The 23,988-nt window shown below is 67.4% G+C and carries 26 protein-coding genes and 4 tRNA genes; 20 read left to right on the forward strand and 10 right to left on the reverse strand.

What is annotated here, in order from left to right; translation table 11 throughout:
• Positions 1 to 43: 43 nt before the first annotated feature.
• Positions 44 to 370, forward strand: coding sequence for a hypothetical protein (locus BLV57_RS27325; RefSeq protein ID WP_143047162.1), 327 nt, complete (start codon positions 44 to 46; stop codon positions 368 to 370).
• A 36-nt stretch (positions 371 to 406) separates the two neighbouring features.
• Here BLV57_RS27325 and BLV57_RS27330 read toward each other — a convergent pair whose 3' ends face one another.
• Positions 407 to 898: a YajQ family cyclic di-GMP-binding protein gene (locus BLV57_RS27330; protein ID WP_091293521.1), complete on the reverse strand. Its 492-nt coding sequence runs from the start codon at positions 896 to 898 to the stop codon at positions 407 to 409.
• A gap of 116 nt (positions 899 to 1,014) precedes the next feature.
• Here BLV57_RS27330 and BLV57_RS27335 point away from each other — a divergent pair.
• Positions 1,015 to 1,096 (forward strand) — tRNA-Tyr (locus tag BLV57_RS27335).
• A gap of 221 nt (positions 1,097 to 1,317) precedes the next feature.
• Here the strand turns inward: BLV57_RS27335 and BLV57_RS27340 are convergent.
• Positions 1,318 to 1,551 (reverse strand): hypothetical protein, encoded by a 234-nt coding sequence (locus tag BLV57_RS27340; protein WP_245757543.1) that lies wholly within the window; start codon positions 1,549 to 1,551, stop codon positions 1,318 to 1,320.
• Positions 1,552 to 1,722: 171 nt separating this feature from the next.
• Here BLV57_RS27340 and BLV57_RS27345 point away from each other — a divergent pair, with 171 nt between their 5' ends.
• Entirely contained in the window at positions 1,723 to 2,673 is a 951-nt protein-coding gene (locus tag BLV57_RS27345) for an SCO0930 family lipoprotein (RefSeq protein ID WP_091293523.1), read from the forward strand.
• Positions 2,674 to 2,734: 61 nt separating this feature from the next.
• Here BLV57_RS27345 and BLV57_RS27350 read toward each other — a convergent pair whose 3' ends face one another.
• On the reverse strand, positions 2,735 to 3,379 hold the full coding sequence (locus BLV57_RS27350; RefSeq protein WP_091293525.1) for a response regulator: 645 nt from the start codon (positions 3,377 to 3,379) through the stop codon (positions 2,735 to 2,737).
• Complete coding sequence (locus tag BLV57_RS27355) at positions 3,370 to 4,509, reverse strand: sensor histidine kinase (protein ID WP_091293527.1); 1,140 nt, start codon at positions 4,507 to 4,509, stop codon at positions 3,370 to 3,372. Before BLV57_RS27355 ends, BLV57_RS27350 begins: the two co-directional genes overlap by 10 nt.
• A 107-nt stretch (positions 4,510 to 4,616) precedes the next feature.
• Between BLV57_RS27355 and BLV57_RS27360 the strand changes: the two genes are divergently transcribed.
• Positions 4,617 to 5,237: a DedA family protein gene (locus BLV57_RS27360; protein ID WP_091293529.1), complete on the forward strand. Its 621-nt coding sequence runs from the start codon at positions 4,617 to 4,619 to the stop codon at positions 5,235 to 5,237.
• A gap of 46 nt (positions 5,238 to 5,283) precedes the next feature.
• On the opposite strand, the gene lon is transcribed toward BLV57_RS27360, so the two are convergent.
• From lon to BLV57_RS27375, 3 genes are all read right to left on the reverse strand, one after another.
• Entirely contained in the window at positions 5,284 to 7,656 is a 2,373-nt protein-coding gene (gene lon / locus BLV57_RS27365; RefSeq protein ID WP_091293531.1) for an endopeptidase La, read from the reverse strand.
• An 84-nt stretch (positions 7,657 to 7,740) separates the two neighbouring features.
• The gene (locus BLV57_RS27370; protein WP_091293533.1) at positions 7,741 to 8,598 is read right to left on the reverse strand and encodes an SAM-dependent methyltransferase; all 858 of its coding nucleotides are present in this window, start codon (positions 8,596 to 8,598) and stop codon (positions 7,741 to 7,743) included.
• 42 nt (positions 8,599 to 8,640) lie between these two features.
• Entirely contained in the window at positions 8,641 to 9,591 is a 951-nt protein-coding gene (locus BLV57_RS27375) for a GNAT family N-acetyltransferase (RefSeq protein WP_091293535.1), read from the reverse strand.
• A 239-nt stretch (positions 9,592 to 9,830) separates the two neighbouring features.
• Here BLV57_RS27375 and BLV57_RS27380 point away from each other — a divergent pair, with 239 nt between their 5' ends.
• From BLV57_RS27380 to BLV57_RS27405, 6 genes are all read left to right on the forward strand, one after another.
• Positions 9,831 to 12,515: a putative bifunctional diguanylate cyclase/phosphodiesterase gene (locus BLV57_RS27380; RefSeq protein WP_091293537.1), complete on the forward strand. Its 2,685-nt coding sequence runs from the start codon at positions 9,831 to 9,833 to the stop codon at positions 12,513 to 12,515.
• Between the two features lie 79 nt (positions 12,516 to 12,594).
• Positions 12,595 to 12,667 (forward strand) — tRNA-Thr (locus BLV57_RS27385).
• 51 nt (positions 12,668 to 12,718) lie between these two features.
• Positions 12,719 to 12,791 (forward strand) — tRNA-Met (locus BLV57_RS27390).
• Positions 12,792 to 12,881: 90 nt separating this feature from the next.
• Entirely contained in the window at positions 12,882 to 13,046 is a 165-nt protein-coding gene (rpmG, locus tag BLV57_RS27395) for a 50S ribosomal protein L33 (RefSeq protein WP_091293539.1), read from the forward strand.
• Positions 13,047 to 13,174: 128 nt separating this feature from the next.
• Positions 13,175 to 13,624, forward strand: a complete 450-nt coding sequence (locus BLV57_RS27400; RefSeq protein ID WP_091293541.1) for a MaoC family dehydratase N-terminal domain-containing protein — start codon at positions 13,175 to 13,177, stop codon at positions 13,622 to 13,624.
• Positions 13,621 to 14,025: a MaoC family dehydratase gene (locus BLV57_RS27405; protein ID WP_091293542.1), complete on the forward strand. Its 405-nt coding sequence runs from the start codon at positions 13,621 to 13,623 to the stop codon at positions 14,023 to 14,025. The genes BLV57_RS27400 and BLV57_RS27405 overlap by 4 nt, the downstream gene beginning before the upstream one ends.
• On the opposite strand, the gene BLV57_RS27410 is transcribed toward BLV57_RS27405, so the two are convergent.
• Complete coding sequence (locus BLV57_RS27410) at positions 14,022 to 14,921, reverse strand: SGNH/GDSL hydrolase family protein (RefSeq protein ID WP_091293544.1); 900 nt, start codon at positions 14,919 to 14,921, stop codon at positions 14,022 to 14,024. The genes BLV57_RS27405 and BLV57_RS27410 overlap by 4 nt on opposite strands.
• Positions 14,922 to 15,215: 294 nt before the next feature.
• On the opposite strand from BLV57_RS27410, the gene BLV57_RS27415 reads away from it, so the two are divergent.
• The 6 genes from BLV57_RS27415 (at position 15,216) to BLV57_RS27440 (ending at position 18,764) form a co-directional block, all read left to right on the forward strand.
• Positions 15,216 to 15,288 (forward strand) — tRNA-Trp (locus tag BLV57_RS27415).
• A 26-nt stretch (positions 15,289 to 15,314) separates the two neighbouring features.
• On the forward strand, positions 15,315 to 15,713 hold the full coding sequence (secE, locus tag BLV57_RS27420; protein ID WP_091293545.1) for a preprotein translocase subunit SecE: 399 nt from the start codon (positions 15,315 to 15,317) through the stop codon (positions 15,711 to 15,713).
• Between the two features lie 75 nt (positions 15,714 to 15,788).
• Positions 15,789 to 16,592 carry a transcription termination/antitermination protein NusG gene (gene nusG, locus BLV57_RS27425; protein ID WP_091293547.1) on the forward strand — a complete coding sequence of 268 codons (804 nt, stop codon included), beginning with the start codon at positions 15,789 to 15,791 and terminating at the stop codon, positions 16,590 to 16,592.
• A 79-nt stretch (positions 16,593 to 16,671) separates the two neighbouring features.
• The gene (gene rplK, locus BLV57_RS27430) at positions 16,672 to 17,106 is read left to right on the forward strand and encodes a 50S ribosomal protein L11 (protein WP_091293549.1); all 435 of its coding nucleotides are present in this window, start codon (positions 16,672 to 16,674) and stop codon (positions 17,104 to 17,106) included.
• 87 nt (positions 17,107 to 17,193) lie between these two features.
• Positions 17,194 to 17,907: a 50S ribosomal protein L1 gene (gene rplA / locus BLV57_RS27435; protein ID WP_091293551.1), complete on the forward strand. Its 714-nt coding sequence runs from the start codon at positions 17,194 to 17,196 to the stop codon at positions 17,905 to 17,907.
• Positions 17,908 to 17,990: 83 nt separating this feature from the next.
• Positions 17,991 to 18,764, forward strand: coding sequence for an alpha/beta fold hydrolase (locus BLV57_RS27440; protein ID WP_091293552.1), 774 nt, complete (start codon positions 17,991 to 17,993; stop codon positions 18,762 to 18,764).
• Here BLV57_RS27440 and BLV57_RS27445 read toward each other — a convergent pair.
• Entirely contained in the window at positions 18,761 to 19,594 is an 834-nt protein-coding gene (locus BLV57_RS27445; protein WP_091293554.1) for a hypothetical protein, read from the reverse strand. The genes BLV57_RS27440 and BLV57_RS27445 overlap by 4 nt on opposite strands.
• A gap of 291 nt (positions 19,595 to 19,885) precedes the next feature.
• Here BLV57_RS27445 and rplJ point away from each other — a divergent pair, with 291 nt between their 5' ends.
• The gene (gene rplJ, locus BLV57_RS27450; protein ID WP_091293556.1) at positions 19,886 to 20,440 is read left to right on the forward strand and encodes a 50S ribosomal protein L10; all 555 of its coding nucleotides are present in this window, start codon (positions 19,886 to 19,888) and stop codon (positions 20,438 to 20,440) included.
• Between the two features lie 51 nt (positions 20,441 to 20,491).
• On the forward strand, positions 20,492 to 20,878 hold the full coding sequence (gene rplL / locus BLV57_RS27455; protein ID WP_091293558.1) for a 50S ribosomal protein L7/L12: 387 nt from the start codon (positions 20,492 to 20,494) through the stop codon (positions 20,876 to 20,878).
• 141 nt (positions 20,879 to 21,019) lie between these two features.
• Here rplL and BLV57_RS42975 read toward each other — a convergent pair whose 3' ends face one another.
• Complete coding sequence (locus BLV57_RS42975; protein ID WP_143047163.1) at positions 21,020 to 21,652, reverse strand: hypothetical protein; 633 nt, start codon at positions 21,650 to 21,652, stop codon at positions 21,020 to 21,022.
• A gap of 370 nt (positions 21,653 to 22,022) precedes the next feature.
• On the opposite strand from BLV57_RS42975, the gene BLV57_RS27460 reads away from it, so the two are divergent.
• Together BLV57_RS27460 and BLV57_RS27465 are read left to right on the forward strand one after the other, a co-directional pair.
• Positions 22,023 to 23,195, forward strand: coding sequence for an ABC transporter ATP-binding protein (locus tag BLV57_RS27460; RefSeq protein ID WP_091293560.1), 1,173 nt, complete (start codon positions 22,023 to 22,025; stop codon positions 23,193 to 23,195).
• A 38-nt stretch (positions 23,196 to 23,233) separates the two neighbouring features.
• A complete protein-coding gene (locus BLV57_RS27465; protein WP_091294218.1) occupies positions 23,234 to 23,986 on the forward strand; it encodes an MlaE family ABC transporter permease in 753 nt (250 codons plus the stop codon).
• Positions 23,987 to 23,988 lie beyond the last annotated feature (2 nt).

A 23,988-nucleotide genomic window follows, 5' to 3' on the forward strand; every position in this document is an offset into this window, starting at 1 on the left:
GCGGAACGCGAGCGCGGACGGCCCCGGCGCCGTGAAGATCACGGTGAACAAGATTTCCAGAGGCAAGCCCGCGTACGACAAGACGCCCACGGTCCGAGTCGCGATGACCGTTGTGACGGGAAATGATCAAGAAACCAACGTTGAGGCTTCGCAGTTCGTCTGCGGCGTGATGAGCAGCATCGACCCCGACAGCGGCGAACAGCTGTCCGGCCGCGGCGGGATGATGATCGAGGGCAGGCCGCCGACCGTGCTCGGCAAGGACAAGACCTACACGTGCACCTTCGACGCCGAAGGTCTACACGATCACGGCTGGCTCGTGCTGGGCAACGGCGCCAGTGTCCACGTCGACTACCCCTATGACGTGCGGTGAAGCGGGGGCCGCCCGCGCACGGGCGGCCCTACCCGATCAGCGGTAGTTCGTGAACTGCAGCGCGATCTCGAAGTCCTTGCCCTTGAGCAGCGCGATGACGTCCTGCAGTTGGTCCTTCTTCTTGCCGGAGACCCGCAGCTGGTCGCCCTGGATCTGGGCCTGGACACCCTTGGGGCCTTCGTCGCGGATGAACTTGGCGATCTGCTTCGCCTTGTCCGAGGCGATGCCCTGGATGATCTTGCCGCCGATCTTGTAGATCTTGCCGGACAGCGCGGGCTCGTCGGCCTCGAACGCCTTCAGCGAGATGCTGCGCTTGATCAGCTTCTCCTTGAAGACCTCGACCGCCGCCAGCGCCCGCTCCTCGGTCTCCGACTCGATCGCGATGGCCTCCTCGCCGGACCAGTCGATCTTGGTGCCGGTTCCGCGGAAGTCGAACCGCGTCGTCAGCTCCTTGGCCGCCTGGTTCAGCGCGTTGTCCACCTCCTGGCGGTCGACCTTGCTCACCACGTCGAAAGAGGGATCCGCCACGTGTTCTCACACCTCGTACTCGCAACTTATCAGGGCTTTCCACCCTAGCCCCTCCCCGGTTGACGACCCCGCCACGCGGTTGGGTACTCTTCTCGACGGCTGGTCCGCCAGCCAACGGCGAGTTGCCCGAGCGGCCAAAGGGATCTGACTGTAAATCAGACGGCACTGCCTTCGGGGGTTCGAATCCCTCACTCGCCACACCAGCCAGACCGGCCCGGTGACCTGCGAAAACAGGTCGCCGGGCCGGTCTCGTTTTGTCCGGCTTCAGCCGATCCGGGTGCTCGCGGGCACGGGCGCCGGGCGCGGCTGCGTCCCGGGTCGTCGCGGAGCCACCTGCCGAGTGTCGCGCGCCACATCGCTGGATTCGCTGCCGCCCACGCGAAGGGGGACAGGCACTCCGGCTTGGCCGCCGCGACGAGCTAGCGCTTCGTCGAGCGGCGCTGGGACAGGGCGGTCATCGCCGCCACCGCACCCGCGAGCAGGCCGGCGCCCACGATGTACGGGCCGAAGACGAGTGCGATGCCCGCGCCGATGTTGGCATCCGGTTCGTCGGCGGTCGCCTGCTGGCTGATGGAGCCCCAGGAGAGCACGAGTGCGCCGAAGGTGATGGTCGCGGCTGCCACGATCGTCCATGCCTTGACGGTGCTGTTCACGTCTGCCACCTCCTCTTTCGAGGCTAAGGGATCACGTACTGACCGGCAGGCTGAGCGGTCGGTGAAAAAACTTCCGGAAAGCTTTGAACCGGTCTCTGGACGCATGCGTGTGGATGGTGTCGGTCGCCGCGGAGAGCGCGGGGCCATCCCACAGCAGAAGGAGAAAGCCCCATGTCCCGCAACCGAATCGCCGCCGCCGTCGCTTTCAGCGCACTGGGGCTGACCGTGCTCAGCGCCTGCTCCGGTGGTCCGGCCGAGACCACGAACGCGGCGCCGGTCGCGGTGCAGCAGGTCGCCAAGGAGACCTCGGTGAAGCTGACGGCTACCGACGTCGCCGGTGTCGGCAACGTGTTGACCGAACAGGGCGGATTCACGTTGTACCGCTTTGATAAGGACACGGCGAACCCGCCGAAGTCCAACTGCGAGAACGAATGCGCCAAGACCTGGCCGCCGCTGCTCGTCGGTGAAGCGGCACCGGAACTGTCCGGTGTGGACGCCAAGCTGGTCGGCAAGGTGAAGCGGTCCGACGGCACCGAGCAGGTCACCGTCAAGGGCTGGGCCGTCTACCGGTTCGCCAAGGACACCAAGCCGGGCGAGGCCAAGGGCCAGGGCGTCGGCAACACCTGGTTCGCCGTGACCCCGCAGGGTGGCAAGGCCGGGCAGGCCGCCGCGCCGGCACCCGCGCCCGCCCCGGAGAAGGAGACCACCAAGCTCTCGGCGTCCGAGATTTCGGGGCTGGGCAAGGTACTCACCGACCAGAACGGCATGACCCTCTACCTGTTCGAGAAGGACAGCAAGAAGCCCTCGAAGGCCACCTGCAACGGTGACTGCGCCAAGACCTGGCCGCCGCTGCTGGTCCAGGGCAAGGTCGAACTGCAGGGTGTCGACCCCAAGATCGTCGGTTCGGTGAAGCGTGCGGACGGCAGCGAGCAGGTCACGGTCGGCGGCTGGGCCGTCTACCGCTACTCGAAGGACACCAAGCCGGGCGAGGCCAACGGCAACGGTGTCGGTGGTACCTGGTTCGCGATCGAGCCCGCCGGCTGCAAGGTCGGCACCGCCCCGGCGGCTGCCCCGCAGCAGCCCGCCGCCGCTCCGGCGGACAACGGCGGCTACGGCTACTGATCGCAACCCGCCAAAAGGAAGCGCTCCGCTGAACTGTGCCAGCAGTTCGGCGGGGCGTTTCTCATGTGCCCAGGTAACGCAGCACGGCCAGCACCCGTCGGCTGAAGCCCGTGCTGTGCGAGAGTTCCAGCTTGTCGAAGATCGCGTTCACATGCTTTTCCACCGCGCTCTGCGAGATGTGCAGCAGTGTCGCGATGCTCGAGTTCATGTGTCCCTCAGCCATTTTCTCCAATACTTCGCGTTCTCGTGTCGTGAGCTTGCCCAGCGGATCGGTGTGCGAGGTCCTCGCCAGCAGACGTCGCACGACCTCAGGATCGAACGCGGCGCCACCCGCGCCGACCCGGTCCAGCGCGTCGAGGAACTCGCCGACCTGGGAGACACGATCTTTCAGCAGGTACCCGACTCGCTCGCTCTCCCCGGTCACCAACTCGGCGGCATAACGCTTTTCGACGTACTGGGAGAGCACCAGCACTCCGATGCCCGGCCAGCGGCGCCGGATTTCCAACGCCGCACGCAAGCCCTCGTCGGTGTGCGTCGGCGGCATGCGGACATCGGTGATGACCACGTCCGGCTGGTACGCGGCCGCCACCGAAACGAGCGCCTCCCCGTCGGCCACCGAGGCGACGACGTCGTGTCCTTCTTCGGCGAGCAGCCGCACCAGCCCTTCGCGCAGCAGCGTGGAGTCTTCGGCGAGGATCAGCCGCACGGCAACACCGCCTCGACGACGGTCGGGCCGCCGGCCGGACTGTCCACAGTGAACTCACCGTCGACGGCACCGACCCGGCGAGCCAGCCCGTACAGCCCGCTTCCCGAAGTCATCGCGCCGCCTCGGCCGTCGTCGGTGATCCGGACGTGCACCCGGTCACCCGCCCGGTACACCCCGATCTCGACCTTGGTCGCGGCCGCGTGCTTGACCGTGTTCGTGACCGCCTCCGACGCGACGAAGTAGGCGACCCGTTCGATGGCCTGCGTCACCTCCCCGGTGAGGTCGTAGTTCAGCTGGACCGGCATGCCGCAGCGCTCGGCGAGCGCTTCGAGCGCGGTGTGCAGGCCTCCTTCGTCCAGCGCGATCGGATACACCCGCCACGCCACGTCGCGCAGATCGATCAGGCTCAGCTGGGATTCCACATGGGCCTGGCGCAGCAGGTCGGCCGCGTGCGCCGGATCGGTGGCGCGCCGTGCCCTGCCCAGCAGCAGGCCCAGCGCGACCAGCCGCTGCTGGACGCCGTCGTGCAGATCCCGCTCGATCCGGCGGCGTTCGTTGGTGAGCGCGTCCACGACGAGCATCCGGCTCATCCTGAGTTCCCTGATCCTGCGGTTCTGCAGCTCCGCCTCGGTCGGCGCGAAGAAGTACCTGGCCAGCCTGCGTTCCAGCGCCGCGACACCGGCAAGGCCTTGCACCGCCAAGAAGAACAGCAGCAGGCCGAACAGCACGACGGCGACCGGGTGCTCGTACCAGTCCGCGGGTCTGCTGCCGCCCGGGCCCTTTCCGCTCAGGTATTGCCCGGCGAGGATGACCGCTGAAGCCGCTCCGTAAAGGATGAGCGCGAAGATGCCGATCCCCAGCAGCCCGGCGGTGGACCGGGCGGCCAGGTACAGCATCGAGCGGCTGTCGGTGGTGTCGGAAGCGGGCTCCTCATTGAGGAAACGCGCGAGGCGCCGTTGCTCGAGCCTGGCCAGATCAGCCGCGTTCGTCCTCAGCGACTCCCGGCCGTCATAGGTCAGGAGCATCGGCGCGCCGAGCACGAGGAAGCACAACTCGACGACGGCGGTGACCCCGCCGAGCGCGAGGCCACCGGTCGCGAGCAGTGCGCGGCGGGGCATGGATTCCTTCATACCCGCAGGTTAGCCGGGGTGATCAGGCGGCGTATTGCGGTTTTCCACAGTCTTTTCTGTGGTGTTCCGCAGTGTGTGCGAACGGTCCTCTTCGTAGCTTCGAGTGCATGGACACCATCGCATCGCCCGGCGGCCTCGCCGGCTGGGCCGTCGGTCTCATGGACTCGCTCGGCGGCCCAGGCGCCGCACTGATCGTCGGGCTCGACAACCTCTTCCCGCCCATTCCCAGCGAACTCGTACTACCGCTCGCCGGTTTTTCCGCGAGCCAAGGCATTTTCACCTTGTCCGGCGCACTCGCGTGGACCACGCTCGGTTCGGTCGCTGGCGCGATCATCGTTTACGCACTCGGTCTGCTACTCGGCCGCGAGCGCACCCGAGCGCTGGTCGCGCGAATACCGTTGGTCAAGGCTGCCGATTTCGACCGCACCGAGGCCTGGTTCGCCCGGCATGGCACCAAAGCCGTGTTCTTCGGCAGAATGGTGCCGATCTTCCGTAGTCTCATCTCGCTGCCCGCGGGGATAGAACGCATGCGCTTCACCAAGTTCCTGGCGCTGACCACGCTCGGCAGCCTGTGCTGGAACACGGTGTTCGTCGTCGCGGGCTATCTGCTGGGACAGAACTGGCACCTGGTGGACGACTACGCCTCGTACTTCCAGTACGCCGTGATCGGCGCGGTCGTGCTCGCCGTCGCGCTCTTCGCGACCGCACGATTGCGGGCCCGTGCATGAGACAGCGGGCTTTACCCCGAGGGATAAAGCCCGCCGAATCAGACCGCTAGGCGGCGACAGGGACCGAAGCCGGCGCCAGCGCGAGTTCCAGCACCTCGCGAACGTTGGCCACGGCGTGCACGTCCAGCTGGGACAGGACCTCAGCGGGAACGTCGTCGAGGTCGGGCTCGTTACGCTGCGGGATGATCACCGTCTTCATCCCGGCCCGGTGGGCGGCGAGCAGCTTCTGCTTGACCCCGCCGATCGGCAGCACCCGCCCGGTCAGCGACACCTCACCGGTCATCGCGACGTCCGAGCGCACGACCCTGCCGGAGAGCAGCGAAGCCAGCGCCGTGACCATCGTGATGCCAGCCGAAGGACCGTCCTTCGGCACCGCGCCCGCCGGGACGTGCAGGTGAATGCCACGCTCCTTGAGGTCGGCGACCGGCAGTTCGAGCTCCGCGCCGTGCGAGCGCAGGTAGGAGAGGGCGATCTGCGCCGACTCCTTCATCACGTCGCCGAGCTGACCGGTCAGCGTGAGCCCGGTCGCGCCGGACTCGGGGTCCGCCAGCGAAGCCTCGATGTAGAGGACGTCGCCGCCCGCGCCGGTGACTGCCAGCCCGGTCGAGACCCCGGGGATCGCCGTCCGCTGGGTGGTGGCGGGCAGCGAGGACTCCGGCAGGTGCCTGGGCCTGCCGAGGTAGCCGTCCAGGTCGGCGGCGTCGACGGTGACCGGCAGTTCGGCCTCGTCCAGCGCGACCTTCGTGGCGACCTTGCGGAGGATCTTCGCGATGGTCCGGTTCGCGTCGCGGACACCCGCCTCACGGGTGTATTCGCCCGCGACCCGGCTCAGCGCCGCGTCCGTCACCACGACCTCGCCCGGTGCCAGCCCGGCGCGTTCCAGCTCGCGGGGGAGCAGGTGGTCGCGGCCGATGGTGACCTTCTCGTGCTCGGTGTAGCCGTCGAGGGTGACCAGCTCCATCCGGTCGAGCAGCGGGCCGGGGATGGTCTCCAGCGCGTTGGCCGTCGCCAGGAACACCACGTCCGAAAGGTCGAGCTCGACCTCGAGGTAGTGGTCGCGGAAGGTGTGGTTCTGCTCGGGGTCCAGCACTTCGAGCAACGCGGCCGTCGGGTCGCCGCGGTAGTCGGCGCCGACCTTGTCGACCTCGTCCAGCAGGATGACCGGGTTCATCGAACCGGCCTCCTTGAGCGCGCGAACGAGACGGCCGGGCAGCGCGCCGACGTAGGTGCGCCGGTGCCCGCGGATCTCCGCCTCGTCACGGATGCCGCCGAGCGCGACCCTGACGAACTCGCGGCCCATCGCCTTCGCGACGGAGGCGCCGAGCGAGGTCTTGCCGACGCCAGGAGGGCCGACCAGCGCGAGCACGGCCCCGTTGCGGCGGCCGCCGACCTCGGACTCGGCGCGGCGCTTGCGCACGGCCAAGTACTCGATGATGCGTTCCTTCACGTCGTCGAGGCCCGCGTGGTCGGCGTCGAGCACCGCACGCGCGCCGGCGATGTCGTGGACGTCCGTGGTGCGACTGTTCCACGGGATCTCCAGCACGGTGTCCAGCCAGGTGCGGATCCAGCCGCCCTCCGGCGACTGGTCGGAGGTCCGCTCCAGTTTGTCCACTTCGGACAGTGCGGCCTTGCGGACGTGCTCCGGCAGGTCGGCGGCCTCGACGCGGGCACGGTAGTCCGTGTCCTCGGCGGTGCCGTCGAGTTCGCCGAGCTCCTTGCGGATCGCCTCCAGCTGGCGCTTCAGCAGGAATTCCTTCTGCTGCTTCTCCATGCCTTCGGAGACGTCCTTGCGGATGGTCTCGGTCACCTCGAGCTCGGCCAGGTGCTCGCGGCTCCAGTCCAGCGCCTTCTCCAGCCGGGCGGCGACGTCGAGCGTGGTGAGCAGTTCGAGCTTCTGCTCGGTGCTCAGGTACGGCGCGTTGCCGGACAGGTCCGCGATGGCGGACGGGTCCTCGACCTGCTGGACGGCGTCGATCAGCTGCCAGCCGCCGCGCTGCTGCAGTATCGAGATCACGACGGCCTTGTACTCGGCGGCCAGCTTCACCGCGCGCTCGCCGCTCAGCTCGGTCGCGTCGTCGGCATGCACCCAGCGCGCCGCGCCGGGCCCGTCGGCGATCCGGCCGACGGCCGCGCGCTTGGTGGCGCGCAGCAGCACGGCGGTCTTGCCGCCAGGGACCCGCCCGATGCGCTCGACCGTCGCGATCGCGCCGAACTCGGCGTACTCGCCGTGCAGGCGGGGGACCAGCAGTACCTCGCCCTTGGTGTTCGACCGGATGCCGGGGAACGAAGGGGTACCTGCCTGTGCGGACTCGACCGCGGCGCGCGTCTCGGAGTCCGAGAGGTCCAGCGGGATGATCATGCCGGGCAGTGCGACGTCGTCGTCGAGGGGTAGAACGGGCAGGAGGCGGTTTTCACTCATCAGGCACTCCTCAGTAGTTGAGTCTGACTAGCTCAACTTTCCGAAGGTCCTGTTTGTTTCCAAAAGAGTGTTCGCTGCTAGCGATCAGCTTGAGCGGGGTTTCTCGGCCACGGCGCACCAGGCGAAGTGCCTGGTCTGGGCCTCGATCGCGTTCGGCTCGGCGACCGGGCGCCAGTCCGGGAGCGAGGTCATCCCCGGTTCGAGCAGTGGCCAGCCGCCGAACCAGGGCAGGATCTCCTCGTCGGTCCGCATCCAGGCCGGGTTGCTCGTGTCCTTGTACGCGTCGACGAACCGGCGGACCTCCGCCGCCCGGTCGGGCGGGGCGCTGTCCTTGCAGGCCGCGTGGGTCAGGCCGATCCAGCTGCCCGGCGCGAGCTTGTCGCGGTACTGGGCGATCAGGCCCTCGGGGTCGTCGTCGGGGCCGACGAAATGCATCACCGTGATCATCAGGACGCAGACGGGCTCGTCCCAGTTGATCAGGCGGCGGACCGTCGGGTCGCCGAACACCTGGTTCGGCTTGCGGATGTCCTGCTGCGCGATGCCAGCCCACTCGGTGGCCTCGTCCTGCTCCAAGATCAGCGTCGAATGCGCGACCGCGACCGGCTCGTAGTCGACGTAGACGACCTTCGCGCCACCGCCGGGGAGCCGGTCGCCGACGATCTCGTGCACGTTGCCGACCGTCGGCACGCCGGAGCCCAGGTCCACGAACTGGCGGATGCCCGCGTCCAGCGCCGCACGCACCACGCGGCCCATGAACGCCCGGTTCTGCCGGGAGATCGGCTTGATCAGCGGCCACAGCTGCTCCACCCGCCGCCCGAACTCGCGGTCGACGGCCCAGTTCTGGGTCCCGCCGAGATACCAGTCGTAAACCCTGGCCGCCGACGGCTTCGTGGTGTCCACGCCCTCCGGCGTCTTCGGTGCGGTGTCGCGGTGGTCTGACATGGCGGACAGCGTAGTGGCGCCGAATCCCCTGTCAGGCAACGATTACCGAACAGCGGGCCGCCGCTGCCAGAAGGTCCAGAGCGGGCGATAACCCTGCGCGTACCAGAACGGCGTCGACTGCGGGCTCGCCAGCGCGTGGTGCAGGAGCATGACTTCCGCGCCCGCTTCTTCCAGCACCTGGTGCGCGTGGTTGGCCAGCGCGGTGCCGACACCGGACGACCGGGCGGGCTCCGCGACAGCCAGCGACGACAGATAGCCGACGCGCGCCGCGTTCACGCACGAGGAGATCCAGAAAGCCTGATCCGGCAACTGCACCCGGACCATGCCGAGCGGCTGGCCGTACAACTCGGCGATCCACATGGTCGGCTCGCCGGAGAGCTGCGCGCGCAGTTCCTCGGTGACCATCTCTTCCGCGCCTGCGCGCATCGTGGTCATGCCGAACTGCGCGTCGTAGCGCTGCAGTTCGAGCTGCAGGTGCACGGCGGTCGGCAGGTCGCCGAGTTCGGCCGGCCGGATGCGGACGCCGGGAGTGGTGACCGGTCCGGTCGTCGCGAGGCGTTCGGCGGGCCGGACGGCGATCCCGACCACCGGGGCGAAACCGTGCTGCAGCAGTTCCGCGGAGCCGATCGTGTCGCGGCTCGGCCTGGCGATCACCGCGGCGGTTTCGATGTCACTCTTTCGAGCGACATTTGCGAGATGCACTTCCCACTGATCAAGGAGCGCGGAGATGGCCGCGACCGGTTCCGGGCCCGCCAGTTTGAGTTCCAGCCGGTGCTCGGTAAGCGCTTGCCAAGATGATCGTGGCGAGTCTTCCGGCACGGAGCGACACGTCGCGAGACCGGAGCCCGCGGAGTCGCCGACACTCACCGTGATCAACTCGGGATCGCCGACAAGCTGCACGTCATCGGCGTTGAGGACGGGGATTTCGGGGAGCAGCGAGTCCACCTTGGTGACCCTCGACGCGTGCTCCGCGTCTATCACATCGGCTTTCATGAGGCAATTGAAGTCCGTGCGGAACCCGAAGCCAAGCCCCTAGAGAACACCCCTACGGATGATTCGCCGTGGCTACGGCGAGCCACCGTCGTAACGCGAATAACGCTCCAATTTCACTCCCTGGTCCACGCAGGTCAGCGCAGCTGGCCCATTGTTAACCCTGGGGTGATCTCATACTGTCTCGAAAGGGACTTGAGTACGCCCTCCGGGGTACAGTATTGCCCTCGTTAGGAGGTCGCATGCCGGACTTGAACGGCAGGCCTGATCCGACCGGCGTCACCTCGGTCGCTTCGGGCAGCAGGGGTGGCGCCGTCACATCAGGTTCCGGAGCTCCAGGACCGGCCGCGGCCGGTCCTGCGCCAACTGCACCGATGTCGGAAGCACGCACGGACGAACTGCGCTTTCGCGTCTACACCGCCGCGGTACTGACCTTCGGGATCGCCGCGGCCATCGCCGTCGGCACCTGGCTGCCCTTCAAGGGCGACGCGAGCCTGCTGTGGATCGGCGCGGTGCTCGCGCTCGCGTTCCTGCTCGCCGAACAGCTCGGCATCAACGTCGACGTCCGCAGCGGCATTTCCTGGACCATCTCGTTCACCGAGATCCCACTGGTCATCGGTTTCTTCATCGCGCCATTCGAAGTCGTGCTGGCGGCGCATGTCGTCGCTGGCATCGGCACACTGCTGGCGCGCAAGGTCGCGGGCCGCGTCCTCTACAACGCGGGCGCCTTCCTGCTCGAGATCACCGGCGCCTTCGCGGTCGCTGGGCTGGTCAAGCAGGCCATGGGCAATCCGGCGCTCATGCCTTGGCCCGCCGCGCTCGCGGGCACGCTGACCGCGCCGCTGGTGAGCACGCTGCTCGCGCTCGCCGCCGTCCGCGTGCTGCGCCGCCGGATGCGGGTCAGCACCGCGCTGCGGCTCACCGGCCGCATCCTGGTCGTCGGTTTCGTGAACGCTTCGGTCGGTTTGTCCGGCTACTTGGTCATTTCCGGAACCCCGGAAGCCTGGCCGCTCGTGCTCGCGGTCTTCCTCGGTCTCACCGCTTTGTATTGGGCGTACTCGGATCTGCTGCGCGAGCAGCGCGATATGGAAGCGCTGTCCGACGTGAGCCTGATGGTCGCGCGTTCCGGTCAGCAGGCCGCCGCGCGCCCGGCGAGCCGGTCGGACGACCTCGTCGGCGGGGTCGACGTCCGCGAGTGGGCGACGATCGCCGAACGCATCAAGGACCAGCTCGCCGCAGGCCGGGTCGTGCTGCGCCTGCGGCTCGAGCCGACCGACGCCATGCGCGTCGTCGTCGCGGGCGACGCGCTGCCGGTCAGCGACGCCGCCAGCGACGACCCACTGCTGCGCCTGCCCGGCGCGCACGTCCGGCATTTCCGGATCACCGAAGCGAATCCCGACGTCCGCGCGGCACTGCTCGACCGCGGCGCGCAGGAAGCACTCGTCGTGCCGCTGCGCAGCGCGAACCAGCTGCTCGGCGTCGTCGAGGCGCACGACCGGCTCTCGCGCTGGCGTGGTTTCGGCAAGTACGACGTGCAGCTGCTCGGCACGATGGCGAGCCACCTGGCCACCTCGCTCGACAACCGGCGCCTGCTGGCCACCCTGCGGCACGACGCCTACCACGATCCGCTGACCGGCCACCTCAACCGCCTCGGCTTCCGGCACGTCGCCCGCGAGCCGTTGCGCGAGTTCCCGAACTCGGTCGTGCTGCGCATCGATCTCGACATCTTCTCCACGGTCAGCGACGCGCTCGGGTACACCTGGGCCGACCGCATGCTGGTCGCCGCGGGCCGCCGTCTCAAGGACGCGCTCGGCCCCGACGTCCCGCTCGCGCGGCTCGAAGGCGCCTCGTTCGCGGCGCTGCTGGTCGACGTCGCACCCGAGAACGCGCACCAGGCCGCCGAGCGACTGCGTGACGATCTTTCCGCGCCGTACCCGGTCGACCGGCTGCTGGTCGAGGCCAACGCGATGGTCGGCTACGCGGCGCCGGAGGAGACGGGCGAGCTGATGGACATCGACGTGCTGCTGCAGCGCGCCGACGTCGCCGTCCGTGCCACCAAGGGCGGCGAAGAGGTCCGTGGCTACGCGCCGAGCATGGGCCAGATCTTCATGCGCCGGTTCCAGATGGTCACCCAGTTCCGCCAGTCGCTGGAGGACGGCCAGGTCTCGGTGCACTACCAGCCGAAGATCTCGCTGCCGAACCGCCAGGTGGCCGGCGTCGAGGCGCTCGTGCGCTGGGTGCACCCGGAGTTCGGCAGGCTCGGCCCCGACGAGTTCGTGCCCGCGATCGAGGCGGCAGGCCTGATCGGCGTGCTGACGGAGTTCGTGCTCGAAGAGTCGCTGAAGCGCGTGCGCAAGTGGCTCGACGAGGGCCTGCGCATCTCGGCCGCGGTCAACATCTCCGTGCGCAACCTGGCAGACGAGGAGTTCCCGGCCAAGGTCGCCGCGGCGCTGGAGCGCTTCGACGTGCCGCCGTCGCTGGTGACGTTCGAGCTGACCGAGTCGGGCGTCATGTCCGACCCGCAGAAGGCGCTGCCGATCCTGCGCGAGCTGTCGGCGCTGGGCGTCGAACTCGCGGTCGACGACTTCGGCACCGGTTACTCGTCGCTGGCGTACCTGCGGCAACTGCCGGTCGACCAGGTGAAGATCGACAAGAGCTTCGTGCTCGGCATGGGGACCGACCTCGGCGACCTCGCCGTGGTGCGCTCGATCGTCGAACTCGGTCACTCACTCGGCCTGACGGTCGTCGCGGAGGGCGTCGAAGAGGACGTCGCGCGCGACCAGCTCGAGGCGATGGGTTGTGACGTGGCTCAGGGCTACCTGATCTCCCGTCCGCTGCCCGAGGACCGCTTGGAGGCTTGGCTGCAGGCTCGCACGGCCCGCTCACTCGGCAGGCACCAGGAGACGGTTCTGACCCTTCTGACCTGAGGTTTCTCGAATGGGTACCCCCCTGCAGAAGGGCCTTGAGGGCTTGTGTAATCTTTACAGCGCAACAAGTCGAGAACAGGCCCCTTTAGCTCAGTCGGCAGAGCGTCTCCATGGTAAGGAGAAGGTCTACGGTTCGATTCCGTAAAGGGGCTCGGTGATCTGGCCGCGATACGCACGCGTGTCGCGGCTTGGGTCATGTACAGGGCGGTGTAGCTCAGTTGGCAGAGCAAACGACTCATAATCGTTGTGTCGCCGGTTCAAGTCCGGCCATCGCTACGCTGGGTAGGACCTTACGGCCCCGCCCTTCTCCACAGTGATCATCGGACCGCTGTGAACTGCTTTGATCTTTAGAGAAAAGGAAATGCTGTGGCTTCCACTGACGTGCGACCCAAGATCACGCTGGCGTGCGAAGAGTGCAAGCACCGCAACTACATCACCAAGAAGAACCGGCGCAACGACCCGGACCGCTTGGAGATGAAGAAGTTCTGCCCGAACTGCGGTACGCACCGGACTCACAAAGAGACCCGCTGACGTAAGCGGTTCTTCCACGCTTCGCATGAGCCGCCCCGGTTTCGACCGGGGCGGCTTTTTGCCGTGAGGTGACGTACCGGCCCAGCGCGCACCGCTTGCGGGCACGTCGCGGCGGGTAGTCTCGCCGGGTGGCCTTGGATCAATCATTCGTCGGGCGGAGTTACCCGCCGACCAGCACGTACGAAGTCAGCCGGGAGAAGATCAAGGAGTTCGCGGACGCCATCGGCGACGCCAACCCGATCTACCGCGACCCCGAAGCGGCCAAGGCGGCCGGGTATCCCGATGTGATCGCCCCGCCGACCTTCCTCACCACGATCAACCTGGCCGCGATCAACGTGGTCGTCTCCGACCCCGAGCTCGGGCTCGACTACTCGCGGATGGTGCACGGCGACCAGTCGTTCAACCACGTGCGCCCGGTCCACGCCGGTGATGTGCTGTCACTGACCGTCTACGTCGACGACATCATGGACCGCGCGGGCAACGACTTCATCACCCTGCGCGCCGACATCGCGGCCGAGGGCGGTGACCTCGTCTGCACGACTCGTGCCCAGCTCGTGGTCCGGAGGGAAGAAGCGTGAGCGTCGAGGTCGGAACCCAGCTGCCGCCGGTGACCGTGCACGTCACGCGTGAGCAGCTCGTGCGCTACGCCGGCGCGTCCGGTGACTTCAACCCGATCCACTGGAACGAGCGGTTCGCCAAGGAGGTCGGCCTGCCGGACGTCATCTCGCACGGCATGCTCACCATGGCGCTCGCCGGCCGGATCGTCACCGACTGGCTGGGCGACCCCGGCAAGCTGCTGGAGTACTACGTCCGGTTCACCAGGCCGGTCGTCGTGCCCGATGACGCCGAGGGTGCGCTCGTCGAGTTCACCGCGAAGGTCGCCGAGGTCCGCGACAACGGCACCGCCAGGGTCGACATCACCGCCAAGTTCGACGGCAAGACCGTGCTCGGCAAGGCGCAGACCGTGGTCCGCCTCTAGTCGAGCAGCTTCAGCACCACATCGGCCATTCCCTGCTCACCCCGCGCGTTGGGGTGCAGGGAGATGGCCTTGGCCGCGGGCACGACCGGTTCGATCCAGCGCGTGTCCGCGGCCGTGCAGAGGTCATGGCCCTTGCTGGGCGTCGCCGTGTCGGCGAAGCCCGCGTCATGGGACTTCGCCTGGTCCGCGAGCATGTCGTTCATCTTCCCGAGCGCCTCGCGGAAGTACGCCACATCGCCTGAGCCGACCGGGAGTGCCGGCCAGCAGCCGTCCCCGTCCGGCAGCACCGTCGGGTAGCCCACGACGATCACGCGGGCTTTGGGGGCCTTCTCATGGATCTTGTCGAGCACTTGGCCGATACGCGGAGCCGTCGCGTCGATGCCCTCGGCGAGCTGGTCGTGTCCGCCGGCGGTCAGCCGGTCGCGGCAGGGCGAGGTGTTCGGGTTCGTGGTCGCGCAGGTGCTGCCGATGCCGATGAAGCCGACGTCGTTGCCGCCGATACCGAGCGTCACCAGCGTGGTGTCCTTATTCAGCGCGGTGAGCTGCGGGGGATTGGTGCCGTTGCGGGTCGCCTGGCTGCCCGCCATGTGGTCGGTGGTCGCGCCGCTGCAGCTCACGTCGACGAACTCGGCGGGATTGATCTTCGCCGAGACCAGATGCGGGTAGTTGTTGGCCGAGCGATCGCAGCCCGCGGGCGTGCCCGCGGCGGCGCCCGTCTTCGGTGAGGACGTGTAGGAGTCACCGAGCGCGACGTACCGGCCGGTGCCGCCGCCGGTGGCCGGACCGTCCGGCGGAGCGTCCGAGGATCCGTGCTTCGACTTGTAGTAGCCGAAGCCGAGCACCGCCGCGGCGATCACCACGATCAGCAGGCAGCCTCCGCCGCTCTTCTTCCCCACGCGTTCGTTTCTACGCGAACTCGGCCGCGCCCGCGTCGACGCACCGGGTGACGACCGGCTGTGATCGCGATCACTTTTCGCCCTCTCGGCATCTTCACTGGCGCGCCGGGGAAGGAAGTCTGAAAAATGTGGCTTTCAGGCCGGTGAGCTGCTGTAAGGCGGGCTAGTGGGGCGCGGTTGCGAAGGCCACTTCGGGTTGCCGTAGACTTCTGGTCTGGAACGCACTACGGTCATCCCCGCCAGGATGGTGGGGACGGTGAAATGCGTCCTCGGGACCGCTAGGGTGGGTCCCAAAGGGGTGTAGCTCAATTGGCAGAGCAGCGGTCTCCAAAACCGCAGGTTGCAGGTTCAAGTCCTGTCACCCCTGCGTCAACCACGTGGTGAAGCGGAGGAGTGGTCGTGAGCGACAGCGACACCAGCGGCGAGAAGGACACGGAGCAGGAGCCCAAGGCTTCGCGTCCGACCACCGCCGCTGAGCGGCGTGAGCGCCGCGCCTCCGCGCGCCCGTCGGGCAAGTCCGGGGATGCCAAGGCACCCAAGGACAAGAGCGCCGACGCGAAGGACCGGCCCACTCCGAAGCGTGACCGCAAGGAGAAGAAGTCCTCCCCGCTGAGCCGCCTCATGCGGTTCGCCCGCGAGGTCTGGGCGGAGCTGCGCAAGGTCATCTGGCCGACGCGCAAGCAGATGGTCACCTACACGACCGTCGTCCTGGTCTTCGTCATCTTCATGGTGGCGCTGGTCAGTGGTTTGGACTTGTTGTTCGCTAAGGGCGTGTTCTGGCTGTTCGGCTGAGTGCGCCCGCGGCGTCGACGCGGGCCCCTGCCCGGGGCGAACACGGCATAGCGATCAAGGTTGAGAGGACGGAACGTGACCTCCGAGAACGGCACAGCAGCCGGTCAGGATCTGACCGAGCTTTCCGACGAGCAGGTGCACTCGGCCCTCGGCGACGAGGACTCCGCACACACTGAGCCCGTCGAGGTGGCCGCGGAGGACGCCGACGTCGCCGAGGAAGCCGCTGACGAAGCGGTCGCCGAACCCGCTCCCGCCTCCGACGACCCGGTCGCGCAGCTGCGCGCCGAGCTCAACGCGGCGCCGGGCGAGTGGTACGTCGTGCACTCGTACGCCGGTTACGAGAACAAGGTCAAGACCAACCTCGAGACCCGTACGCAGACCCTGGACGTCGAGGACTACATCTTCCAGATCGAGGTGCCGACCGAAGAGGTCACCGAGATCAAGAACGGCCAGCGCAAGCAGGTGCAGCGCAAGGTGCTGCCCGGCTACATCCTGGTCCGGATGGACCTCAACGACGCCTCGTGGAGCGCGGTGCGCAACACCCCCGGCGTCACCGGGTTCGTGGGCGCCACCTCGCGGCCGTCGCCGCTCACCGTGGACGAGGTGCTGAAGTTCCTCGCCCCGCAGGTCGAGAAGACCGCGCCGGCCAAGCCCGGCAAGGGCGACACCACCTCGGCGGAGGCGCAGCTCGGCGGCGGGACCGTCGAGGTCGACTTCGAGGTCGGCGAGTCGGTCACCGTCATGGACGGCCCGTTCGCCACGCTGCCCGCGACGATCTCCGAGGTCAACGCCGACGGGCAGAAGCTGAAGGTCCTGGTTTCGATCTTCGGCCGGGAGACGCCGGTCGAGCTGTCGTTCAACCAGGTCTCCAAGATCTGACGGCCGCGAGACGGCCGGCAGTCCCCGGGCACTGGCAGGTGTGCGGGGGACTCAAGTCAGTTAAGAAGGACACACAGAAATGCCACCCAAGAAGAAGAAGCTTGCGGCGATCATCAAGCTGCAGATCAAGGCGGGTGCGGCCAACCCCGCGCCGCCGGTCGGCCCCGCGCTGGGTCAGCACGGCGTCAACATCATGGAGTTCTGCAAGGCCTACAACGCCGCGACCGAGTCGCAGCGCGGGGACGTCGTCCCGGTCGAGATCTCCGTGTACGAAGACCGGTCGTTCGACTTCAAGCTGAAGACCCCGCCCGCCGCCAAGCTGCTGCTCAAGGCCGCCGGCGTCGAGAAGGGCTCCGGCGAGCCGCACAAGACCAAGGTCGCCAAGGTCACCTGGGACCAGGTCCGCGAGATCGCCACCACGAAGAAGACCGACCTGAACGCCAACGACATCGACCAGGCCGCGAAGATCATCGCCGGCACTGCTCGCTCGATGGGCATCACGGTCGTCGACTGACGTTTCGTCACCAGCACCACGTGGGAGAGCCAAGTGCTGGCTCACACACCACACTGATCCAGTTTCGATAGTTAAGGGACAGAAGCAATGCCTAAGCACAGCAAGGCCTACCGCACGGCCGCCGAGCTGGTCGACCGCGAGCGGCTGTACGCCCCGCTCGAGGCCGCCAAGCTGGCCAAGGAGACCTCCAAGACCAAGATGGACGCCACCGTTGAGGTCGCCATGCGCCTCGGTGTCGACCCTCGTAAGGCCGACCAGATGGTCCGCGGCACCGTGAACCTGCCGCACGGCACCGGTAAGACCGCCCGCGTCATCGTTTTCGCCGTTGGTGACAAGGCCGCCGAGGCCGAAGCCGCCGGCGCCGACGCGGTCGGCACCGACGAACTGATCGAGCGCATCCAGGGTGGCTGGCTCGACTTCGACGCCGCGATCGCGACGCCGGACCAGATGGCCAAGGTCGGTCGTATCGCCCGCATCCTCGGCCCGCGTGGCCTGATGCCGAACCCGAAGACCGGCACCGTGACCCCCGCGGTCGCGAAGGCCGTCTCGGACATCAAGGGCGGTAAGATCAACTTCCGCGTGGACAAGCAGGCCAACCTGCACCTCGTGATCGGCAAGGCCTCGTTCGACACCGAGAAGCTGGTGGAGAACTACGCGGCCGCGCTGGACGAGGTCCTGCGTGCCAAGCCGTCCTCCGCGAAGGGCAAGTACCTCAAGAAGGTCACCTTCGCCACGACGATGGGCCCGGGCATCCCGGTCGACCCGATGCGCACGCGCAACCTGCTTTCCGAGGACGCGTAAGTTAGAGACATCGTTAGAGACATCACTGAAAAAGGGCGGCCCCGCTTCCGGCGGGGCCGCCCTTTTTCGTGTGAGATAAAGGGATGCCGACCTTCGCTTCGTTCGACGGGCTCCAGCTCAACTTCACCCAGTGGGACGGCGACGGCTCTCGCCGCCGCCCCGTGGTGCTGCAGCACGGTTTCGCCGCCGACACGAACGCGAACTGGATGGGACCGGGCGTCGTCGCCGCGCTCACCGCGGCGGGCTTCACGGTGATCTCGCTCGACGCCCGCGGCCACGGGCGTTCGGAGAAGCCACACGAGGAGTCGCGCTACAGCGACGACACGATGGCTCACGACGTCTCGGCGCTGCTCGATTTCCTTGAGCTGGACGAGGTTTCGCTCGTCGGCTACTCGATGGGCGCGATCATCGCGCTGGGTGTCACCGCGGTGGACAAGCGCGTGCGGTGCCTGGCGACCGGCGGAGTCGGCTCGGGGATCGTCGACTTCGGCGGCGTCGACACGCGCGTGGTCACGCCCGAGCAGATCAGCGCCGCCTTGCTGACCGACGAGCCGCATTCGCTGCCGCCCGCCAGCGCGGCCTTCCGGGTGCTGGCCGACATGCTGGGCGCCGACCGTCAGGCGCTGGCCGCCGTCGCGCGGGCGGCGCGGCCGACGCAGATGGATCTGACCGCGATCACGGTGCCGACGCTGGTCCTCGCGGGTGACCAGGACCCGCTGGCCGCCGAGCCCGAGCGGCTGGCGGCGGCGATCGCGGGCGCCCGGCTGATCCGGGTGCCGGGGGACCACCTGGCGGCGATCATGTCGCCGGAGTTCTCGAGGGCTTTGGTCGATTTCCTGGTGGCCCAGGACGTCTAGTTGGTCGGGCTGGTCGTCGGAGCCGGAGCCGGGCAGACCTTGGGACCCGGCGTGTGACCGGTGATCAGCCACTGACCCTTTTGGACCTGGCTGACCATGAAATCGCCCAATGCCGGGCCGCCGGAGATGCTGTAAGCGCAGGAGCTGACGGGGATGCTGGGCTCCGGCTTCCAGCCTGATCGCTGCGAGATCGACTCCGCGTAGGAGTCCGCCTTGCCAGGCTGCAGCTCGGCGTGGAGTCCTTCGACAGCGCGGGCGCAGTCAGGGAAGCCCAGGTCGTTCGCGAACTGCTGCTGCGTGCGTTCGTCGAACAGACCGCAGACGTAGTCGACCATGCTCTTCTTGCCGGGGCCGTGCTGCGCGATTCCGCTGTACACCCGGCGAACGGACTCATAGGGCGAGGCGGTCGTGAGGATCTGGTTCGTTTTGTAAGTTCCGCCACCTTCGGCGGCGACCTCCGCGGAGGTCTTGCCGTCGTCGTTGGGGAAGAAGTGGTTGTACGCCCAGGTGGCGGCGATGCCGAGCAGGAGGATCGCGATCACCCAGGCCAGCACCTTCTTGCCCAGCCAAGTGGCCCACTTCGGCGCCTTCATCTTGCGTGGCGGCGCGGGCACGAGCTCGCCGGGCGGGCCCTGCTGCCAGGACGGTTGTGGCTGAGCGGGCACGACGCCGCCGCCTTGGCGCTGGGCTTCGGTGAACTTCAGGTAGTCCTGGAACTGTTGGAACTGCTGGAATTGCCGCAGCTGCTCCTCGTCGAGGGGTTGCGGTGAGCTCGGGGTGCTCGGCTGGAGCTCCTGGCCCGGCTGGTCGTCTCCACGCTGTTCCGCCACCCGTACATGATGCCCGTTCCAGGGCCCGCTTACCCGTTAAAGGGGGGCCGAAACAGGGCTGATCTGCGGTGACGTATGCTGGTCAACGGTTCTACCGAAGACCGCTGGTTTTCTTCCGCGCTTCCTGGCGTGGAGAACGAAGGTCCCGTTGCCACGGGCGGCCCGCGCAGGAGGAACGAGGCTAGCACCCACGTGTGCATTTCGACGCCCCGCGCCTGTCTGCGCTGGGGCGTTTTCGTCGTTTCGGGGCTCCTTCAGGCCAGTGATCACTAGCCAAGAGAGGAGGCGACCATGGCGAAGCCCGACAAGGTGGCGGCCGTCGCCGAGATCGCGGAGAACTTCCGCACCAGCTCGGCAACCGTTGTCACGCAGTACTCCGGTCTTTCCGTGGCCCAGCTTTCCAAGCTGCGTCTTGCTCTCGGCACCAGCGCCAACTACCAGGTCGCGAAGAACACCCTCGTCAAGCGTGCCGCCACGGACGCCGGCGTCGAGGGCCTCGAGGACCTGTTCGTCGGCCCGACCGCCATCGCCTTCGTCACCGGCGAAGCGGTCGACGCCGCGAAGGCGCTTCGCGACTTCGCGAAGGACAACAACGCGCTTGTCATCAAGGGCGGCTACATGGATGGCCGCGCCCTCACTGTCGAAGAGATCACCCAGATCGCCGATCTCGACAGCCGTGAGGTCCTGCTGGCCAAGGCCGCCGGTGCGTTCAAGGCGAAGCTTTCCCAGGCCGCGGCGCTGTTCCAGGCGCCAGCTGCCCAGGTCGCCCGCCTGGCCGCCGCGCTGGAAGACAAGCGCAAGGACGAGTCCGGCGATGCACCCGCCGAAGCACCTGCCGAGAGCTGAACACCCCACCACCCCGAACTCTTTTAGTTCGTTTTCAGAGAGGAAGCCATCATGGCTAAGCTGAGCACCGCCGAGCTGATCGACGCCTTCAAGGAGCTGACGCTGCTTGAGCTGTCCGACTTCGTCAAGGAGTTCGAGACCACCTTCGACGTGACCGCCGCCGCGCCGGTCGCCGTCGCCGCCGCCGGCCCCGCCGGTGCCGCCCCGGCCGCCGCCGAGGAGCAGGACGAGTTCGACGTCGTCCTCGAGTCCGCCGGTGACAAGAAGATCCAGGTCATCAAGGTCGTCCGCGAGGTCGTCTCCGGTCTGGGCCTGAAGGAGGCCAAGGACCTCGTCGAGGCCGCCCCCAAGGCGCTGCTCGAGAAGGTCGACAAGGAGGCCGCCGAGGCCGCCAAGGAGAAGCTCGAGGCCGCCGGCGCCAAGATCGCCATCAAGTGATTTCAGCCGCCTAGGCGGACTGGCTCCACTTCTGAAAAGGGTGGGCACTCATCACGAGTGCCCACCCTTTTTGTTTCGTGTCGCTCGAGGTTCGACGATGTGGTGTTTGGGCCGTCAGATGGCCCAAACACCACATCGTCATCAGTACTGCCACTCCCAGCCGCCGCCGGGTGCGCTCATACCGCTAGGGATCAGCGCCAGCACGCCATTGGCTTCCGGAACGTCCAATGCGAGCTGCCCCGAGTACTTCGAGTTCGGCGCCCAATTTGCCGGGAGTTGGCGTTGGGACGTCGCCTTGCAAGTGGACGCCTGTGCTGGCGTCGTTATGCCCGAGGCACTGACCTGTTGAAATGCGAACGGGTTGATTGTGGCGCCTAGCTGTGCGATATCCCCTGCGGCCAGTTTGCCGGTCGCGACCCTGATATCCAGCACGAGAGTGTGCAGCCCGGCTGGTCGTGTCATGTACTGATCGCATTTCGGATCGACGACGATCTTGTCGATCGAGAAGGTGACGATTCGGGCAGTCCCATCCTCGCCGCTGAACCCGGCGTCCTCGCCGATCTTCTTCGAAAGCCGTCCTTGTGCGTTAACTCCCGGTTGTGCTGCGGATTCAGAGGATGGTGTGGCGACTGCCGTCGTTGCCGAGGTTGCTGTGGGGACAGGTGGATCGGCCGGTTCGGTTCTCTCTGTTTGCGCACATCCGCCGACAAGCGATCCGGCTACAGCCAGTGCGAAGAGGATCGCGGCGGTGCGTTGTTCGGTGCGCAGTGGCATGCCTACCTCCGGTCATCGGTGCTTTCTGACTCGGCGGCAGACGCGGCGCTGTTACGGCCAGTCACCAAATTGTGGTCTTTGAAGCCGTGCGTGTTGCAAAAGTCCCTTTTGGAAGGCTGTACGTGGCGAAAGAGGTGGTCGCGAGGTGACGGCGACCTGGCGCATTTTCTGCGGGAATGGGTGACGTGCACTACGGTGCTGCGGGTGTCCGGTCACGGCCGGATGACGATCACCTTGGGGGTGGTCAGGGGACAAAACTGGTGAGTAACCTGTGCCCACTCCACTCGTTGAGCCTGGTTGACGGTCTGACACCGGGACCTACGGTGCGAGAAGTGCGGCGGTTCGATGCGGAACAGCTCCTGGAGGTGCGATGGGTGCCGAGGTGGTCGTCGAAGGTCTGACCAAGTCCTTCGGTAAGCAGGCCATCTGGCGGGACGTCACACTGACGCTCCCCCCTGGTGAGGTGTCGGCGATGCTCGGGCCGTCGGGTACCGGCAAGTCGGTGTTCCTCAAGTCGATGATCGGGCTGCTGAAGCCCGACCGCGGGCGCTGCGTGATCAACGGGGTCGACATCGTCACCTGCTCCGAGCACAAGCTTTACGAGATCCGGAAGCTCTTCGGGGTGCTCTTCCAGGATGGTGCCCTCTTCGGGTCCATGAACCTGTACGACAACGTGGCGTTCCCGCTGCGGGAGCACACGAAGAAGTCCGAGACCGAGATCCGCCGGATCGTCCAGGAAAAGCTGGAGATGACCGGTCTCGCCGGTGCGGACAAGAAACTTCCCGGTGAGATCTCCGGCGGTATGCGCAAGCGCGCCGGGCTGGCCAGGGCGCTGGTGCTGGATCCGCAGATCATCCTGGTCGACGAGCCGGACTCGGGGCTCGACCCGGTTCGCACCGCGTACATCTCGCAGCTGCTGATCGATCTCAACACGCAGATCGACGCGACGATCCTGATCGTCTCGCACAACATCAACCTGGCGCGGACCGTGCCGGACAACCTGGGCATGCTGTTCCGCAAGGAGCTGGTGATGTTCGGGCCGCGCGAGGTGCTGCTGACCAGTGATGAACCGGTGGTCGAGCAGTTCCTGAACGGGCGCAAGCGCGGGCCGATCGGGATGTCCGAGGAAAAGGACACCGCGACCATGGCCCGCGAGGAGGCCGAGGCCGCGGCCGGGCACCACGACGGTTCGCCCGATGAGGACGTGCGCGGGGTCATCCCGCAGATGCAGCCCAGCCCCGGCCTGCCGGAGCGTTCCGGTGAGCGGCGACGCAAGGACCGGGTCATGCGGATCCTGCACACCCTGCCGCCCGCCGCGCAGGAAGGGATCATCGAATCCCTCAGCCCGGAGGACCAGCAGCGCTACGGCGTGCACCCGCACATGCTCGTGAAGTCGACTCCCCGGCCGACCCCGAGCCCCGGCCCGGTGCCCAGCCAGCACCAAGGCCAGCTGCCCGCCGATCAGGTCGCCCAGTTCCCCGGGCAGCAAAGACCAGGTCAGCATCGGATGCGACCAGCTGATCCAGGGCAGGGACAAGGATGAGTTCATCGGCCACCAAGGCCAAGATCCCCGGTCTAGGCATGCTGAAAGAGACCGGGAATCTGTTCGCTCTCGGGCTCGACATCATTCGCGGGATCTTTCAGCGGCCGTTCCAGCTGCGTGAGTTCATCCAGCAGGCCTGGTTCATCGCCAGCGTCACGATCTTGCCGACGGCGCTGGTCGCCATCCCGTTCGGCGCGGTCATCTCGCTGCAGTTCGGTTCGCTCGCGCGGCAGCTCGGCGCGCAGTCGTACACCGGTGCCGGATCGGTGCTCGCCACTGTCCAGCAGGCGAGCCCGCTGGTGACCGCGCTGCTCGTCGCTGGCGCCGGTGGCAGTGCCATCTGCGCGGACATCGGCGCGCGGACCATTCGCGAAGAGATCGACGCGATGGAGGTGCTCGGGGTCTCGGCCGTGCAGCGGCTGATCGTTCCACGGACGCTCGCGATGATGCTGGTCGCGCTGCTGCTCAACGGCATGGTCAGCGTCATCGGCGTGCTCGGCGGCTACTTCTTCAACGTGGTGCTGCAGGGCGGGACGCCCGGCGCCTACCTGGCGAGCTTCTCGGCGCTCGCGCAGCTGCCCGACCTGTGGGTCGGTGAGTTCAAGGCGCTGATCTTCGGTTTCATCGCCGCGGTCGTGGCCTCCTACCGGGGGCTGAACCCGTCCGGCGGGCCGAAGGGGGTGGGTGACGCGGTGAACCAGTCCGTGGTCATCACCTTCCTGATGCTGTTCGTGGTCAACTTCGTGATCACGCTGATCTACCTGCAGATCGTTCCTGGAAAGCTGGACTAGCC

The sequence above is a fragment of the Amycolatopsis xylanica genome (assembly GCF_900107045.1).
Taxonomy (GTDB): domain Bacteria; phylum Actinomycetota; class Actinomycetes; order Mycobacteriales; family Pseudonocardiaceae; genus Amycolatopsis; species Amycolatopsis xylanica.